The organism is Chryseobacterium proteolyticum, from assembly GCF_046591535.1.
GTDB classification, from domain to species: Bacteria; Bacteroidota; Bacteroidia; order Flavobacteriales; family Weeksellaceae; genus Chryseobacterium; species Chryseobacterium proteolyticum.
Map to the genome: position 1 here is coordinate 582575 of NZ_JBJLWK010000002.1, position 16445 is coordinate 599019.

At 30.3% G+C, this 16445-nt stretch carries 16 protein-coding genes; all 16 read right to left on the reverse strand.

The genetic code is table 11. The features are described from left to right. Positions 1-95: 95 nt before the first annotated feature. On the reverse strand, positions 96-647 hold the full coding sequence (locus ACJ5H0_RS08630; RefSeq protein ID WP_411248919.1) for a sugar transferase: 552 nt from the start codon (positions 645-647) through the stop codon (positions 96-98). A 22-nt stretch (positions 648-669) separates the two neighbouring features. After that, a complete protein-coding gene (locus ACJ5H0_RS08635; RefSeq protein WP_411249506.1) occupies positions 670-1308 on the reverse strand; it encodes a Rossmann-fold NAD(P)-binding domain-containing protein in 639 nt (212 codons plus the stop codon). Next, positions 1292-1573 carry an NAD-dependent epimerase/dehydratase family protein gene (locus ACJ5H0_RS08640; protein ID WP_411248920.1) on the reverse strand — a complete coding sequence of 94 codons (282 nt, stop codon included), beginning with the start codon at positions 1571-1573 and terminating at the stop codon, positions 1292-1294. The genes ACJ5H0_RS08635 and ACJ5H0_RS08640 overlap by 17 nt, the downstream gene beginning before the upstream one ends. Before the next feature lie 5 nt (positions 1574-1578). Then, positions 1579-2703 carry a glycosyltransferase family 4 protein gene (locus ACJ5H0_RS08645; RefSeq protein ID WP_411248921.1) on the reverse strand — a complete coding sequence of 375 codons (1125 nt, stop codon included), beginning with the start codon at positions 2701-2703 and terminating at the stop codon, positions 1579-1581. Between the two features lie 8 nt (positions 2704-2711). Continuing rightward, positions 2712-3839, reverse strand: a complete 1128-nt coding sequence (locus ACJ5H0_RS08650; RefSeq protein WP_411248923.1) for a hypothetical protein — start codon at positions 3837-3839, stop codon at positions 2712-2714. A gap of 38 nt (positions 3840-3877) precedes the next feature. After that, positions 3878-4453 carry an acyltransferase gene (locus ACJ5H0_RS08655; protein ID WP_411248925.1) on the reverse strand — a complete coding sequence of 192 codons (576 nt, stop codon included), beginning with the start codon at positions 4451-4453 and terminating at the stop codon, positions 3878-3880. Further along, positions 4443-5363: a glycosyltransferase family 2 protein gene (locus tag ACJ5H0_RS08660; RefSeq protein WP_411248927.1), complete on the reverse strand. Its 921-nt coding sequence runs from the start codon at positions 5361-5363 to the stop codon at positions 4443-4445. Before ACJ5H0_RS08660 ends, ACJ5H0_RS08655 begins: the two co-directional genes overlap by 11 nt. After that, a complete protein-coding gene (locus ACJ5H0_RS08665) occupies positions 5360-6523 on the reverse strand; it encodes a glycosyltransferase family 4 protein (protein ID WP_411248929.1) in 1164 nt (387 codons plus the stop codon). The genes ACJ5H0_RS08660 and ACJ5H0_RS08665 overlap by 4 nt, the downstream gene beginning before the upstream one ends. 12 nt (positions 6524-6535) lie before the next feature. Continuing rightward, complete coding sequence (locus ACJ5H0_RS08670; protein ID WP_411248931.1) at positions 6536-7732, reverse strand: EpsG family protein; 1197 nt, start codon at positions 7730-7732, stop codon at positions 6536-6538. Continuing rightward, the gene (locus ACJ5H0_RS08675) at positions 7732-9129 is read right to left on the reverse strand and encodes a lipopolysaccharide biosynthesis protein (RefSeq protein ID WP_411248933.1); all 1398 of its coding nucleotides are present in this window, start codon (positions 9127-9129) and stop codon (positions 7732-7734) included. The genes ACJ5H0_RS08670 and ACJ5H0_RS08675 overlap by 1 nt, the downstream gene beginning before the upstream one ends. A 185-nt stretch (positions 9130-9314) precedes the next feature. After that, a complete protein-coding gene (locus ACJ5H0_RS08680) occupies positions 9315-10016 on the reverse strand; it encodes a hypothetical protein (RefSeq protein ID WP_411248935.1) in 702 nt (233 codons plus the stop codon). 144 nt (positions 10017-10160) lie between these two features. Further along, complete coding sequence (gene rfbC / locus ACJ5H0_RS08685) at positions 10161-10718, reverse strand: dTDP-4-dehydrorhamnose 3,5-epimerase (RefSeq protein ID WP_411248937.1); 558 nt, start codon at positions 10716-10718, stop codon at positions 10161-10163. Between the two features lie 186 nt (positions 10719-10904). After that, positions 10905-12200, reverse strand: a complete 1296-nt coding sequence (locus tag ACJ5H0_RS08690; protein ID WP_411248939.1) for a nucleotide sugar dehydrogenase — start codon at positions 12198-12200, stop codon at positions 10905-10907. Positions 12201-12232: 32 nt separating this feature from the next. Further along, a complete protein-coding gene (locus tag ACJ5H0_RS08695; protein WP_411248941.1) occupies positions 12233-13201 on the reverse strand; it encodes an SDR family oxidoreductase in 969 nt (322 codons plus the stop codon). Positions 13202-13203: 2 nt separating this feature from the next. Next, a complete protein-coding gene (locus ACJ5H0_RS08700; protein WP_411248943.1) occupies positions 13204-15546 on the reverse strand; it encodes a GumC family protein in 2343 nt (780 codons plus the stop codon). A 9-nt stretch (positions 15547-15555) separates the two neighbouring features. Then, positions 15556-16344 carry a polysaccharide biosynthesis/export family protein gene (locus ACJ5H0_RS08705; protein WP_411248945.1) on the reverse strand — a complete coding sequence of 263 codons (789 nt, stop codon included), beginning with the start codon at positions 16342-16344 and terminating at the stop codon, positions 15556-15558. Between the last annotated feature and the right edge of the window lie 101 nt (positions 16345-16445).

Genomic DNA, 16445 nt, shown 5'->3' on the forward strand with positions numbered 1-16445 from the left:
TGTGTTATTGAGAAGCAAATATAACTTTTCCTACTGAATTTTGACATTCATTTTTTCACTTATGGAAATACTGGTATTTTTTTAGTAAAATAGATTTATTTTTTGATTCTGTCTCCCTGACCTTTTCCACCAACTGTGGCGAAAATATATTTTAAATAATCCGATACCGTTAGATTTTTAAGCATTTCAGCGTCTTTTTCTGCCAATTCAACCGGTGTTGACATATCAATTTCACTAATTTGTCCTAATCCGGTAATTCCCGGAAGAAAATTGTATACTCCTCTTTTCTCTCGCTCTACAATTAGATCTGTTTGGTTAAAAAGATTAGGTCTAGGACCAACAAGACTCATCTCTCCCATCAGAACATTAATAAGTTGTGGAAGTTCATCCAATTTTGATTTTCTTAAAAAACTACCAAATTTAGTCACAGACGAGGTGCTGGAAAGATGTGTCGCTACAGATTTAGTATTTACATGCATTGTACGAAACTTCATTAATTTGAATGGCTTTTTATGTTTACCAACTCTTTCCTGAATAAAAATTGGAGATCCGGTATCAAATAAACCGATTATGTAGAGAATTAGTCCAACTGGCCATAAGAAAAGAATTCCTAAAAAAGAAAATAAAAAATCGAGGATGCGTATCATTGTAAGATGTTTAAGATTTAAATTAAATATTAAAACTTTGTATAGTTTTGGTGAGTCCTTCCCGAACGGTGAAGGGTAGTGATTTTATTTTTAATTCAGTTTTTATCTTTTGATTGGAAACAACATAAGATTCTGTCAACTTTTTTAATCGTTCTGAATTTAAGGGTAAATGTAATTTATCTCCAAGTCTTGCTACTATTTCAATTATGCTCTTAGGTATATACCACAGTTTTGATTTTTTACCAACTGCAGTATTTATAGTTTTAATTAGTTCGTTAGTAGATATGGCCTGATCATCAGCAAAATTATAAATACCTGAGGCAAGATTCTCATTAGTAAGCATTTGTTTTATTAAAAAATTTAAATTATCAATACTCAAAAATGATCTGTCATTTTCAAAAGCAGCCAATGGCCAAGGTATACCCATTTTAACGATTTTGTAAAGTAAGTTTAAGTTTCCCTTATTGCCTGGTCCATGAATCATACATGGTCGAATAATATATACTTTTTTATTTGCTGGTAACGGTTGTTTAAGAATTTGCTCTTCAGCTTCTTGCTTGGACTTACCATATGGAGTACAAGGATTAGGTTTAACTTCTTCTGTTAGAATAGAATCAACAGTATCCGCTACTGCCTTTACGGAACTAAAGTAAAAAAAAATATTTAATGTCCGACTTTAAGAATTCGTTAAATAATTCAAAAGTGAGATCTGTGTTTATCTTAAAATATTCTTTTTCTTCAGACGTATTGGATGTATCATGTGCTTTACCAGCCAAATGAACTATTGCATCGGCATATTGATCTATTTGCTTTCTCCATTCCTTATCTCTAAGTGATAAAGATTCAACATTAATAGATGTGGAATTAAGATATTCGCTTAAATTTTTGCCAACAAATCCTGTGGCTCCTGTGATGATAACTTTCATTACATTCAATTTATTAAACTTGAATAAATTTCTAAATGTTTTTTTATAACAGAATTCACATCAAATTCAAGTTCTGCCTTTTTCCGAGATTCATCTCCCATTTTTGCTATCAAATCATGATTTAACATCAATTTTTCAATAGCATCAGCAAGTTCCTGAACAGAATATACTGGTACCTTTAATCCATTAACTCCTTCATCAACACATTCACGACATCCTATTGCATCAGTTGTAATAATAGCTCTACCTATTGCACAAGCTTCTATCAAAGTTTTAGGCATGCCTTCTCTGTAAGACGGTAATACTACGATGTGAGAATCTTGATATACTTTTACCATATCTTTTTGGTATCCAATCCATGTCACATAATTCCCATCTTGCCATTTTTTTAAATAACTAGAAGGTACTCCAGCCTTATTATCTTCATCTGCCAAACCAGAGAGGATAATCTGCAATTTATTGTGATATTTATTCTTTAACAAATCTGAGGCCTCTTTAAGCTCTTTGACACCTTTATCCCAAAGCATTCTAATAGGTAATAACACTTTAACACGGTCAAAGGAAGGAAATGGACTTTTAGGAAATTTGACCAGATCTACGCCTGAGCCCTTTATTCTTACTATTTTATTTTTAGGAGATAATATTCTTAAATTTTCAAAAGCTTTTTGATCATCGTCATTTTGAAAGATAACAGTTAATTTATCTCTATCAAAACCGTAGCGCATTAGCCGAATCATCATTCTTTGAACGGCCCCTTTCCTATCTCCTGTAAAATTATATCCTAGTCCACTAACTGCATTAAGTACACCCCTTATATTTAGAGTTTTGGCAACAATTGACCCATAGGTTACAGGCTTAAGAGTAATATGGTGAACTATATCTGGTTTAATACTTTTATATAGCTGGTAAAATTGCCTTAATGTTTTGACTTCTTCAACCGGATTTATACCAGACCTTGAAAATTTAAAGTCAAGAAAGGTTATACCGTCCACTTCAATTTCGTTTCTTCTTCCAGTATCTTCGCAAGCCACAAAAACTTTCCATCCTGCTCTGCTCGCTTGCTGTGCAATACACAATCTGTGCGAAATAAAAAACCAATCTACATTGGCAACCATTAAAAGTCTCTTCATTATCCTATTTATTTAATGGATTTATTTAGCATCTTTCCATTAACATTAACTTGGTTGATGTTTAATTTTAAATTTGGAGACAAAGCTCTCTGAACCTTAACTTTAGAGTTCATATTATTCCATTTTGGATTTGTATAATTTAGCACACCACTTAGTTTATCATTATTTACATTTTCTAGTCCAACTAAGGTTAATGGATTTGGACTTCCTTGATCGTTATGATTATCTATATTTATCAACACTTTGTTTTGATCCGTTAATTTTTGAAATACTACTTTTATTCCATCAATTTTATTATTAATAGTAGTAATGTTATTCAAGTTGATGTTATATAATAATTCGTCTTTTAAATTAGGCTCCAAATCAATCCCTGCCATAGGACTTGTGCCATTTGTATTTTTAATAATCATATTACTTACTGTAATATCTTTTCCTGAAATAATAGAAATTCCATTTCTTCTATTATTGTCCAAAATACCACCTGTAACTTTAATTGTATTACAATAAGATATACTGTTTTCATTACGCCCAATATAAATAGCATCTCCCCAGAAATTCTTGATTTTAGGGTTCACAATGGTTATATTAGAAGAAGATAGGATATTTATTCCCATCCCCCACTCTCCTGTAGTTCCAGTATGTTGATCTCTATCACCTACCAAAACAGGGTTTATAATTTTCACATTGTTAATATTTTTAATTAACAGTGCCTGATATTTAGCATTAGAATTTGGTAAAACAATCAATTTTGAACCACTTTGAAAAGTAATTTTAGAATCGCTTTTCACACTTAATCCACTGAAATTTACAGCTATAGGAAAATTAGGCATTAGAATATCTTTATTTTCATTAAAAGCCTTCTGTAATTCATTTGTATAATCTACGGTCCCTGTAGTTGAATAGTTACCTGGCAAATATTTAATTATATTTGATGAATCCTGAATGTTATCTGTGGAATTATTTTCAGAGATATCGCTTTTACTAGTATCACTAAATACGATTTCTTTAGACGAATTGAGTTGCGCATGCTTTGTGTTAGAATCAATACTATCCCGATTTAAACTGACATCTATTTTTTCTTTTGGATTAGTACAATTGATAAAAATTAGCACTAAGAAGCTTGTAATCATTTTCATATAATATTTTTTATTTATGTGACAAAAAGAATACCATATTAATATTCATTAATTTTCTTAATTAATTTTGCAGGAACCCCTCCTATTAATGAATTTTTTTCAAAAGATTTATTTACTATTGCTCCTGCCGCAACAATTGATCTTGTACCTAATCTTACACCTGATAAAATTCGCACAGCACAGCCCAACCAAACATCATTTTCTATAACTATTAAAGAAGATATCTCTTTATTGTATTTAATTGGAATGGAAATATCATCCCAAGTGTGACTAGTTGAAATTAATGTTGTTGAATGTGCAATAGATACATCATTCCCAATAATAATGCCACCAGCACCCTCTATATAACACATTGGATGTATACTAACATTATTTCCAAATTCTATATTTTCTAAGCCAAACAAAAATACTCCGGGTTGAATTGAAACATTACTTCCTACTTTTTTAGCCAGATTTTTTAAAAAGACATATCGTAACAAAAGACCCAATTTTCCATTTGTATTCCTAAAAAACTTTAACAAAAACAAGTTCCCCCCTCTTCCTAAAGATTTAAAAACAGAAACTAAAATATTTATAATAAGTTCATATTTTTTAAATTGATCTCTACCCGTCATTATTCATTTTTTTTATATTAATATCATCAGAATAAGAATCTTTTATATATAAGCCAAATCCAAGCGGTAAAGCTATTAGAGCTAAAGGAAAATTGTTTATTTTCTTTAATAGGGCAAATATATTTTTGGTGTCACAAAATCCAAATCTCCAAAAATTAATTATAGATTTAAATTTTAATTTAATTGGTGCTTTAGGATTATGGGCAAGTTCTTTATATAATAACGTAGCATATTTTGGATTCTTTCTCCTATTTCTTATACTGTTACTGGATAAACCATCTTCGAAATATTCTGCTATATAAATAACTTCATTAAAGTATCTAAATTTATACTCTAGTGCCATTCTATTCCAGACGATTGATTCTGCCACAAAGTTTTCACCAACTATATCAGGAAATCTAAATTCTTTAAACTTATTGGTTTTTATCACTTTAGCCATATCAACAGTAATACCATATCGCTCTCTTCTTTCTATTAAGTTTGTATCAACAACATCTAAGGGAAATTGCTGATTTTTTAATATTGTACCATTGGGTGTTGCATATAAACCGACAATCCCAATAATAGAATTATCTTCTTTGATTGTTAAATAACGTTTACAAACAATTTCCAAACTATTTGCAGGGAGATAATCATCACTATCAACAATAAAAAACAATTCACCCTTAGCATGATCCAATCCCTTATTAATAGCCCTATGCTTACCCCCATTTTTTTGTTTATAATAACTAATTGCAAGTTTTTCCTCTGCTATCCATTTATTGATAAGAGATTCTGTATTATCTACACTTCCGTCATCAATAATTAACCATTCAAAATTTTTATATGATTGTTTCAGTAAACTTTGATATAATCTCGGTAAGGTTTTCTCTCGGTTATATGTAGGAGTAAATACTGTTATTGTATTCATTTATTTAAAATTTTTTCTAACACATTTTCAAACCTAGAAACTTGCACTTTCGGTGCATAATTTGTTTTTATTAAATTATACCCATTTTGAGCAATATTATTATATTCTTCTCGATTTTCTTTTAGTAAAAGTATCGCCTTTAAATAATCATCAGTAGAATTAAAATCCGATAAATATCCTGTATAATTATGCAAAATAAAATCAGTGACACCTCCTACAGCATTGGCAATAACAGGTTTCTTAAACGCCAATGCTTCCATAACAACACGTGGCAATCCTTCAGTATAGGACGGATGTATTACAATGTCAGCTTCATTAAAATACTTATACGGATCATTACTGTTTGTAATTAATTTAACTTTATCCTCTAGTCCATAATTTTCAATCATGTTTCTCAGATTTTTTACAAAAATCTGAGACTCGATTCCATCATATATAGCTCCAACAATAGAAATTTCAAAATTAATATTAATTTCCTTCATTCTCTTTGCCAAGTCAATTGTAAGCAATTGTCCTTTTTCCTTTAAATATCCTCCACAGTGAAGAATTTTTAGCAGATCATTCTTTTCTACGGGATTGTTTACTTTATATTTTTCAATTTTATCTATATCAATTGCGTTAGGTACAACATAGATATTTTCAAGTTTTGAAAATCCACCAGAAAAAATTGCTTGACGTGTAGACTCAGAAACACCTATAAAATATTCTGCTTTTTTTCTAAAAATGTAAGCTTTTAGTTTTGGGATAGAATTTAAATTAAACCATCCTCTTGCAAAGTATACGATTTTGTAATGATCCGACTTCTTTAGAATTGATATTGTTTTAGAATTATTAACAATGATTAATTCGATATTATTTTCTTTAATATATCTTTCTAAATTTTTCTGTATCTCCCTTTTCTCTATGTAAAAACTCAATATATTTTTAAAGATTATAAAAGGATTTTTAGAAGATTTTATAATAATTGGTTCATCTTTTTTAAGTAATATTTCAAGATTAATATTCCGATGCCTAACATCTTCAACAAATTCTTTACAGTTTCCCCAAAAATCGGCAATATGAACTTTATGATTTTGCTTTAACAATCTTTCAGCTAACTCTACGGTACTTTTTCTTGCTCCTCCATGAACCTGTACAGCTTCTAAAAATAATATATTCATTTTTTATTGGTGTTATTTCTCTCTTTTTTGAGAATTATTATAAGCATCACTCATACTTTGGGTATAAATAATTAGCCGATATTCATAATAATCTTCCTTATTAAAAATACTAGAATATGGATAATACATATTAAATTTAGTCGATCCTTTAACAATATAATCATATGAAATTGAATAATATTGATATTTATAAAGCAAAGGTCCGATTAATAAAAGAATAACAGACACGACCCTAATCCCCACAAATTTCTTTACATTCATTACTAGATAAATGGTATTTACAAAGAAAACAAGCATAAATGGCCCAAAATAGTTAATAAACCGACCAAATCCAGAATAAGCTATATAAATTGCAACTATAAAGAAATAAGGATATATTAATTTTTCAAAATATATATCTTTATAATACTTCTTATTTAATTGCACCAAAAAATATGGAAAGCATCCAAATACCAAGAAAAGATATATCATTCCATTAATACTAAAAGAATATTTAGAATAAATATCCAGCTTAGAAGCCATACGATCTGTTAAGGCAATCGTACTAACAACTCCCGGAAATAATATAAATATGGAAATAAATCCTATTGAAATACATCCTAGTATTATAAAACCTTTCCTATTTAATTTAAATCTTCCAAAAAAAGGAATTAATAATAAAACCACTGTTGAAATATGGAAAAATAATAAAATAACATTAAGCAGATAATATTTCTTATAATCTTTTTTTTCTAATGCAGGATACATCCAGTTAATAAAAATACATATTGGTATAATTTCTCTTAAAATTTCCATGTTGAAATAGAAATAATAAAAGATTCCATATAATAAAATTGCAGTAAAATAATAGGGCGTATATCGTTTAAAGAAACGGAAAAGAATAGTATTTATAAAAATCGATTGCAAAAGCTGGAAAAACCAAAATTCAGGTACAATCGACTTACTTAAAGAATTTACAAGTAAATACCCCGGCTCCCAACCTATTTCCAGAAATTTTATTTTTGTGAATTGAAAAATAGGAAAAATAAATGTTTCAAACTTATCCTGATAAATCAGGGAATCGCCCCCTACCCGCCACCTCAGTCCAGCTATCAAAATCAATATAATCATTGATAAATAATAGAAAAAATTTCTAGGCCCTTTGACTTTAAAAAAATCAAAAAAGATCGATAATAGGAATAAGTAAATAAAAACTAATAAATAAATCATTATAATATTTTCTTTACGTTTTTATAAGAAACCCATAAATGCATACCAAAAAACAAACAAATAACTATTGCTATCATAATTCTCCTGACAAAATCAAGCTCCACATACATCATCATAATAGAAATGATAAGAGTCGGAACCAACAATAATATAAACTGGAAAACACTAAATGGAATATAATATAACTTATTTGATATAAACCATGACAGACATACTAAAAATAAATTCGTTACGACCATTGCAATTACTACCCCTTTTAGTTCTAAAAACTGAATCAAAATATAGAGCGATCCAATATTTACAATGACTGATAATATAAAAGTAAAAGATAGGTATTTTGTTTTCTCCTTTATCTTTGGTCCAATATCTACAACTTCCTTTATTATATATAATGAAAAGAACAAAGATAATCCTCCAACATATTTTGCGGCAGAATAAAATTCTTGTGTTGCAAGCAATTTCACCATTTCAAGTGAAAACAAACTTATTAAACATACGCACAAAAAAGTAACTCCGACTACCAAAGGAAAGACGTTACTAAAAACTTTTTGATTATTTTCTTTTTTAAATTGAACATGCATAAATGGTGCCCAAGCCATTATAAATGCCGTATTTATAAGTTGTATCGAAGATGCCAGTTTCATAGAAACAGAATAAATACCTATCGCAGCTAGTGATAAATATCCCAACATGAAAAATCTATTTGCTTGTCCCAATACCATACTTCCTACACGTGCAGGAAATTGAGGTAAGGCATATCCAAGATTCTTACGAGACATTATTCTAGACAATTTTAGTATAAATTGCTTTCTCACATAAAAAGTTACTAAGGAAGTGGAACAAAAAATCGCACTTACCTGTGCAATAAAAACACCTTTCAATCCCAATTTTAAATAGACAACAAATAAATAGACAAATAAGAGAGTAGATGCTACTTTGGTTATTATAACACTTAAAAATTTTAAATTTTCTTTTTCAAACCGAAGCAGAACAAGGCCTAACATGCTAATATTAGTTAAAGGAAGTTGTATAGCAATTGTTTTAATTAATATTGAATAGCTAGCACTTCCAAAAAGTTTTTGTGATAAAATATCAGATATAAAAAATATGATCAACCCAATAACTAACGAACATGAACCTATCCAATAATAAATTGTTGAGACTAACAATTTCCTTTTTAGTTTGTCATATTCATAATAATACCTCTGCAAGGAAGTTTCTAGTTGCAGTAATCCAAATATACACGTAACCTGCAGAATTGTACCAATCATATCTATGATCCCATATTCTGTAGCATTAAAATATTTTGTGTAAATAGGCAAAATTACAAATCCCAATAGTTTTTCAATCGATGTAGCTAATCCAAAGGAAAGAAATGCTTTTATAAAATTATTCATTATCAAATCTTTTTAGCCAGTTCGTGAAATCATATTTTGAAATAATACTCTCATCAAGATCCACATGGGGTAGTCTAATAAAATCTGCTATTTTATCAATACTATCATGATCCAATACAAAAATATTATTTGAATTATAAAAATCTTCACTAAGGATACTAATATCATTTGTAATCAGCTTCTTTTTAAAAAAAAATTGATTCCATTGGACGTAACGTAAGTCCGGCCTGTCCTATTTGGACATAATCCAATATCACCTTACAATGACCTATTAAATTTAAATAATCATTATAAACAATTGGTTTAATCTGATCAGGGTTCGGCTTATTTTTATCTGGAACTATATGGAAATTAGTAGATACATTCATATCAGTAAAAACTTTCTGTAATTCAATAAGTGCCTCTTTCCTACCTTTATCTGCTCCCACAAAAACAACGTCTATTTCTGACCTATTACTATCTAATGAAATGTTATTAAAGTAAAAAGTTGTATTATATTTCAAATTATACTTTCTACAATCTTCTTTATCAAAGGACCAATATTCCACATTTTTTCTATTGAGAACATCTGGTCGAAAACATCTAAATACAGGATTCCAATACCAAACAATTATTCTTATATGTGGATAATGTACTGCTATATAATCTATGTAGTCATATCGATTAGTCGCAAAAATAATAACCCGATCTACAGATATTAAATAATTTTTCCATTCGCCGTACCATTCTTTTTCATTAACTTTAGCTACAAAAGAAAGTTTTCTGAAAATTTTTTCTGACTTGGTTACAGTTCGAAATGATGAAAAACATTTTATCCCCTTATCTTTAATAAATGGTACAAAATATTTTACAGAATCATAAATAATTAAAGTACGGTCGTTATTCATTTCTTTATACTAACGTCATTAATATTTGCCTATCTTCTTTCTTTATAGATTAAAACTACCTACTACACAAATTAGAAAATTTCCTGGATGTAAACCAATATTGAAGTCTAAAATGAATAATTTCACTCCTATTCTAAAAGCAAATTATATTAAATTCTTAATTTTGAATTCGTTAAATGATTGAGCTAATTTATCTTTCTCGGAAATAATCATTTTCTCTAAAGGAATTTGCCAATTAATATTTAGTTCGGTATCCAAAGGATTGATTCCGTCTTCAGATGATTTGTTATATCCATTATCACACTTGTAGAAAAAAATGGCATTTTCTGAAACGACAGAAAAACCGTGTAGAAATCCTCTTGGAATAAATAATTGTTTTTTATTCTGTTCCGTAAGCTCTATTGCAATAAACTCTCCATATGTGCCAGAACCTGGTCTAACATCTACTACAACATCAATAACCGCCCCTTCTATTACCCTAACAAGCTTGGCCTGTGAATACTCTCCCTCCTGCATATGCAAACCACGAACCACACCATATGAAGATTTCGATTGGTTATCCTGAACAAAAATAGGTTTATATCCTAAAATACCCTTCAACTTTTCTTCATTGTATGACTCAAAAAAATACCCTCTGTCATCTTCAAAAATAGTAGGTTCTAAAATAAAACACCCTTTTAATTTTGTTTCTATAGCTTGCATTATTAATAATTATTTAGTGGTATTCGTTATATTTTTATATCAGGCTTATCATGAATATTTTCAATTCTACCTGCCTAAAACAAAATATTAAAAGATTTACTGATCTTGAGATCAGGATAAATAATTTAACTTGTAACATCAGAGCCGATAAAACCGGCTTCTTTTATTATATCTTTAAAATATATTCTACAATCTTGAATCGCAGTCAGTTAATATGCCTTTCACATCGTAGATCACCCCATTTTCATTTAAAAATTGATTTAAATCCAATTCTAAAAACTCTTTATGGGCGACTGTAAGAATTATAGCATCATACTTATCTCGTATTTTATTTATAGTACTGACTGAATTTATATTGTACTCATGATGTACTTCTGCTTCATTAGCCCAAGGATCATAAGTTGTCACCTCTAATGAATAATCTTCTAGTGCTTTAATAACGTCAACTGCTTTTGTATTTCGAACATCAGGACAGTTTTCTTTAAAGGTAATTCCCAAATTTAATATCTTAGCTCCATTTACCTTGATATCTTTCTTAATCATTGTCTTTACTACCTGCGAGGCTACATATTGTCCCATTGAATCATTAAGTCTTCTACCTGCTAAAATAATTTCGGGATGATATCCTTTCTCTTGTGCCTTTTGAGCCAAATAATAAGGATCTACTCCTATGCAATGTCCACCAACAAGGCCCGGCTTAAATGGTAGAAAGTTCCATTTTGTTCCAGCAGCCTCTAAAACAGCATGCGTATCAATTTCCAGCAAGTTGAAAATTTTTGCCAATTCGTTTACAAAAGCAATATTAATATCTCTTTGCGAATTTTCAATAACTTTTGCAGCTTCTGCTACTTTAATAGTTGGTGCTAGGTGTGTACCAGCTGTAATAACAGATTTATATAAATTATTTACCGTTTCTCCAATTTCTGGTGTAGAGCCAGATGTAACTTTTAAGATCTTTTCAACAGTATGTTCTTTATCTCCGGGATTAATACGTTCAGGCGAATAACCTGCATAAAAATCTTCGTTGAACTTTAATCCTGATATTTTCTCTAGTACAGGAATACATTCTTCTTCTGTCACCCCAGGATATACAGTTGACTCATAAATTACAATATCCCCTTTTGATAATACCTTACCAACAGTTTCTGAGGATTTGTATAATGGTGTCAAATCCGGACGATTGTGCTTGTCAACCGGTGTTGGCACTGTAATTACATAAATATTTGCATCTTTAATATCATCCAAATCCGATGAACAATACAATCCGTTGCTAGAAGACTTAAAAGGGTTTTCTTTTACCAATGCTGATTGTAAAATATCATCATCAAGCTCCAATGTATGATCCTTTCCTTGATTCAATTCTTCAATACGCTTCTGGTTGATATCAAAACCCACTACTGGGTATTTCGTAGCAAATAAACGTGCTAAAGGCAATCCAACATAGCCTAAACCGATAATTGCGATCTTATGAGTTGTATTCATTAATACTTTTATTTTTATTAATTTGGTTTATATTATTTCAAATTTTCCCAATACCATTTTACTGCTTCTTTCAGACCTTTATCGATCGTATGGGATGGTTGATATCCTAATAAGGATTTAGCTTTTTCAATTGATGCCAACGAATGTGGAATGTCACCTATACGATTGGGTCCATAAACAGGTTCAATATCAGCTATTTCTTTATCAAATTCACTTAAATATTCTCTTAAATATTTAACTAAATCATTTAAAGTTGTCCTATCCCCTACTGCAGTATTATATACTGTATTTATAGCTGCAGGATTATCTGCAAGCATAGCTAGCTCATTCATTTGAATAACATTATCTATATAAGTGAAATCACGTGAATAGTTTCCTTCGCCATTAATTTTCGGTGATTCATGATTCATTAATTGTTTTACAAATAGAGGAATTACAGCAGCATAAGCTCCGTTTGGATCTTGGCGACGACCGAAAACATTAAAATATCGCAAGCCTATACATTGTATACCATATGTTTTACTAAATACATCTGCATAAAGCTCATTCACATACTTAGTAATTGCATAAGGAGATAATGGCTTTCCAATAACATCTTCAACTTTAGGTAAAGACTCAGAATCTCCATATGTAGATGAGGATGCAGCATATACAAAACGTTTAACATTTGCATCACGTGCAGCAATCAACATATTTAAAAACCCAGAAACATTTACATCATTACTGGTAATAGGATCTTTTATTGAACGAGGTACTGAACCTAGAGCGGCTTGATGTAAAACATAATCAACATCTTCTACAGCTCTCTTACAGATTTCCAAATCACGAATATCTCCTTCTATTAGAGTGTAATTAGAATTTGTTAGAAAAGGCTCCACATTATGACGATGACCTGTAGCAAAATTATCTAGACAAACAACTTTACAATTTTTATTTAAAAAGTATTCAGTTAGATTGGAACCAATAAAACCTGCTCCTCCGGTAATTAAAATTTTATACATATTTATTTTTTAAATATTTTTTGCCACCATTTCTTTTTCTTTTCACTTGAATAACCATAACCATAACCGTAATTATAACCATAGCCATAACCTCCAGCATTTTTAGAAACATCATTAATTACAAAAGAAACATTTGTCAATTTAGATTCTTTAACTAGTCCATTAGCAAAATCTATTAATATGTTTCTTGAAACTCCGGATCTTACAACATATAGTGTTGCATCCGCTGTATCTGAAATATAGAGTGTATCCGAAACCAACATAAGTGGTGCAGAATCTATGACGATGTAAGTATATTTACCTCTAACTTCATCAATAAGCTTTTTATATCTTCCATTTGATAATAACTCTTGAGGATTTGGAGGAATACTTCCTGCGTAAATCACATCACAATTTGGATTGGTATCAGATGTAAGAATTAAGTCCTCAACATTAGTTGAATCATCATATAAATATTCTGTAAGGCCTTTTCTTTTCACAGGCTCATTATCATATCGCTGGATCTGGGGATTTCTTATATCCGATCCAATAAGAAGAGCTCTTCCGTTCTTGTTTCCTAATGTTAATGCTAAATTTACAGATACTAGTGTTTTACCTTCTCCTTTTACAGAAGATGTTACCATAATAACTTTAGCTGAATCTTTCGTAGGTAATATAAATTTAAGATTGGAAACTAATACTCTAAATGCTTCAGCAAGTTCTGAAAAATCGTTTTTCTGAACCAAATGGCTATCCTCATCTTTTAAGGAAGGTACATCTGCAAGCACTCCCAATGACGTTCGCTCTGTAATGTCGTTACGGCTATAAATTTTATCATCCCACAAAAAGTAAAGATAAAATATTGCAAAAGGAAATAGTAATCCTAAAAGAACAGCTCCTAAAAGGATCAGATTCTTTTTAGGTGAAACAGGGATGTCATTAGTAAATGCCGGATTTACAATTTTGGCCTTTGGAACATTTACAGAAAGATTAATTGCATTTTCTTCTCTCTTTTGTAAGAGGAAAAGAAAGAGTTGCTCTTTAAGTGTTTGTTGACGCTCTATGCCTCTATATATTTTTGATTGTCCCGGAACTTTTTCAATCATTCCGGTACTCGATGATATTTGACCGTTTAACTGTGCGATTGATGCCGCTACCGCAGCTTTCTGCTGATTAATGTTATCACGGACAATATCTTTCAATGAACTAATTTCTTTATTCATCTCAATCACTGCTGGGTTTTCATTAGTTGCCTGCTTTAATGTCTTATTTCGGCTAATAAGAAGTCCATTATATTGAGAAATTGCTTGTTCTAATGAAGGATTTAGTCCTAGATTAGATGGCATTAGCTGATTACTTCCTTTTGACGCTTCAGTTTGTAATGAATTTAAGAGATCGAGCTGGGCTTGTTGTTGAAGAAGTAATTTTGTATTATCACTTGTATTTTGAAGTGCTAATTGAGCCTGAGCTTGCAAATCAACAATACGATTACGATTTTGAAAATCTTCTTTTTGGTTCTCTACACCAGAAAGATCGCGGGTAATTACCTCTAATCTCTTATCAATAAATTCCTGAGTATTCTGAGCCTGTAGATTTTTATCTTTCAAACCATCAAGATTATACTGCTTCGTAACCTCATTAAGGATAGCTTCTGATTTTTCAGGAACAGTTCCAACTATACTGATATCCATCAACATAGCTTTTTGATCAGGTAAATTTACCTGTATTTTCTTTTCTAACTTTTTAACTTTTTCAAGCGGATTCCAGAAAACGATCTTATATTTTGAAAGAAAGGATACGCCAGAAGTCTTTTGTAGTGTTACAGTTCCAAAATCTAACCTTAATAATTTATTAAAACTTCCTTTATAATCACCTTTTTCATCATTATGTAAGATAAAATCATTCCCTTTTACCTCTTTAACAGTATACTCGGAAGATAAGAATTTTTTTGGATCATTATAAGAAATTACCTTTGCTGTAATAGGTATCTTTGTAAATAGTTCAGAATCTTTTATTTCCCCGGAATGATAATATTGTACATTCAGATTTAGATTTTCAACAACTTTTGTAAGAATTGGCCTGGAACTAACTACTGCCAATTCACTTTTTAATTCATCAGCATTACCAAGACCTAATCCTAAATTATCCAAATCTGCTAATGCACCTGTAATATCGGTCTGTTTCTTATCGAATTTAAGTGTTGTTGTTGTTTCATATTGAGGAACGGAATATCTTAGATAAATACCCGCTATAATTACAAAAATAATTACAAATCCAACAAACCACGGCCATTTACCAATATATTTACCTACAACCTTTCTTAAATCTAGTGTTTCCTCATTTTCCTTTAATTCTATCTTCTGCATATCCAAGGTTTATCGAGTTAAAGAAATAATTAATGTTGCTACCCCTAAGGCTGATGCTAAGATCTGAAATGTTAAAGCTCTATTTGGATTAGAGTTTGCCTGTATTTGCTTATTATGATCTGGTTCTACATAAAGAACATCATTTTGTTTCATATAATAATATGGTGAATTCACAATGTCAGAGCGAGATAGATCTAGGTTTATTACTTGGTCTACTCCATCATCTCCAGGACGAATAAGTTTTACTTTTGTTCGATCCCCAAAATCAGTCATATCCCCGGCCAAACTTAATGCCTGAAAAATGTTAAGCTTTTGTGTAGTACTTTCTTTTTGCCCTGGAACTTTAACTTCACCTAAAACACTTACATTAAAATTCTTCAAAGTAATAGTTACTAAAGGATCTGTTAGATATCTTTTTAACCGAGCTTCAAGATCTTGCTTTAGCTGTACTTGTGTCATACCTTTAGCATACACATTTCCTAAGACAGGAAAATTAATATACCCTTCTTCATTAACCAAATATTCACTAGGCTGTACATATTGGTTTACACCTGTAGTTGATTCGCTTCCTACTTTATTTACAGTATTAAGGTTAAAAGGTTTAACCGCTGCTTCATCAAGTGCAGAAACCAGAATTAAAAGCACATCACTTTCTTGAATATGTAATCCTTGGAATTTAGCTTTAGCCACTTCCTCTTCCATATTATGATGTGCCATATATACCATATTCTGTTTAGGTTTACATGATATTAAAACCACCGACAGGATTAAAAGATATTTAATAATTGTTTTATTCATATTATTATTTAAGTCTGTTCGCTTGTAATCAATACATTAGTCATTATAATCTTATGAACAAGCTGTTTTTTTTTCTATTAATTTGTGATTTAGCGTTCACC

Excerpts from the sequence above, each read along its gene's own strand:
- ACJ5H0_RS08670 (WP_411248931.1), bottom strand. The coding sequence starts at position 7,732 with ATGATTTATTTATTAGTTTTTATTTACTTATTCCTATTATCGATCTTT.
- ACJ5H0_RS08680 (WP_411248935.1), bottom strand. The coding sequence starts at position 10,016 with ATGAATAACGACCGTACTTTAATTATTTATGATTCTGTAAAATATTTT.
- rfbC (WP_411248937.1), bottom strand. The coding sequence starts at position 10,718 with ATGCAAGCTATAGAAACAAAATTAAAAGGGTGTTTTATTTTAGAACCT.
- ACJ5H0_RS08665 (WP_411248929.1), bottom strand. The coding sequence starts at position 6,523 with ATGAATATATTATTTTTAGAAGCTGTACAGGTTCATGGAGGAGCAAGA.
- ACJ5H0_RS08655 (WP_411248925.1), bottom strand. The coding sequence starts at position 4,453 with ATGACGGGTAGAGATCAATTTAAAAAATATGAACTTATTATAAATATT.
- ACJ5H0_RS08630 (WP_411248919.1), bottom strand. The coding sequence starts at position 647 with ATGATACGCATCCTCGATTTTTTATTTTCTTTTTTAGGAATTCTTTTC.
- ACJ5H0_RS08690 (WP_411248939.1), bottom strand. The coding sequence starts at position 12,200 with ATGAATACAACTCATAAGATCGCAATTATCGGTTTAGGCTATGTTGGA.
- ACJ5H0_RS08640 (WP_411248920.1), bottom strand. The coding sequence starts at position 1,573 with ATGAAAGTTATCATCACAGGAGCCACAGGATTTGTTGGCAAAAATTTA.
- ACJ5H0_RS08700 (WP_411248943.1), bottom strand. The coding sequence starts at position 15,546 with ATGCAGAAGATAGAATTAAAGGAAAATGAGGAAACACTAGATTTAAGA.
- ACJ5H0_RS08675 (WP_411248933.1), bottom strand. The coding sequence starts at position 9,129 with ATGAATAATTTTATAAAAGCATTTCTTTCCTTTGGATTAGCTACATCG.
- ACJ5H0_RS08645 (WP_411248921.1), bottom strand. The coding sequence starts at position 2,703 with ATGAAGAGACTTTTAATGGTTGCCAATGTAGATTGGTTTTTTATTTCG.
- ACJ5H0_RS08650 (WP_411248923.1), bottom strand. The coding sequence starts at position 3,839 with ATGAAAATGATTACAAGCTTCTTAGTGCTAATTTTTATCAATTGTACT.
- ACJ5H0_RS08660 (WP_411248927.1), bottom strand. The coding sequence starts at position 5,363 with ATGAATACAATAACAGTATTTACTCCTACATATAACCGAGAGAAAACC.
- ACJ5H0_RS08695 (WP_411248941.1), bottom strand. The coding sequence starts at position 13,201 with ATGTATAAAATTTTAATTACCGGAGGAGCAGGTTTTATTGGTTCCAAT.
- ACJ5H0_RS08705 (WP_411248945.1), bottom strand. The coding sequence starts at position 16,344 with ATGAATAAAACAATTATTAAATATCTTTTAATCCTGTCGGTGGTTTTA.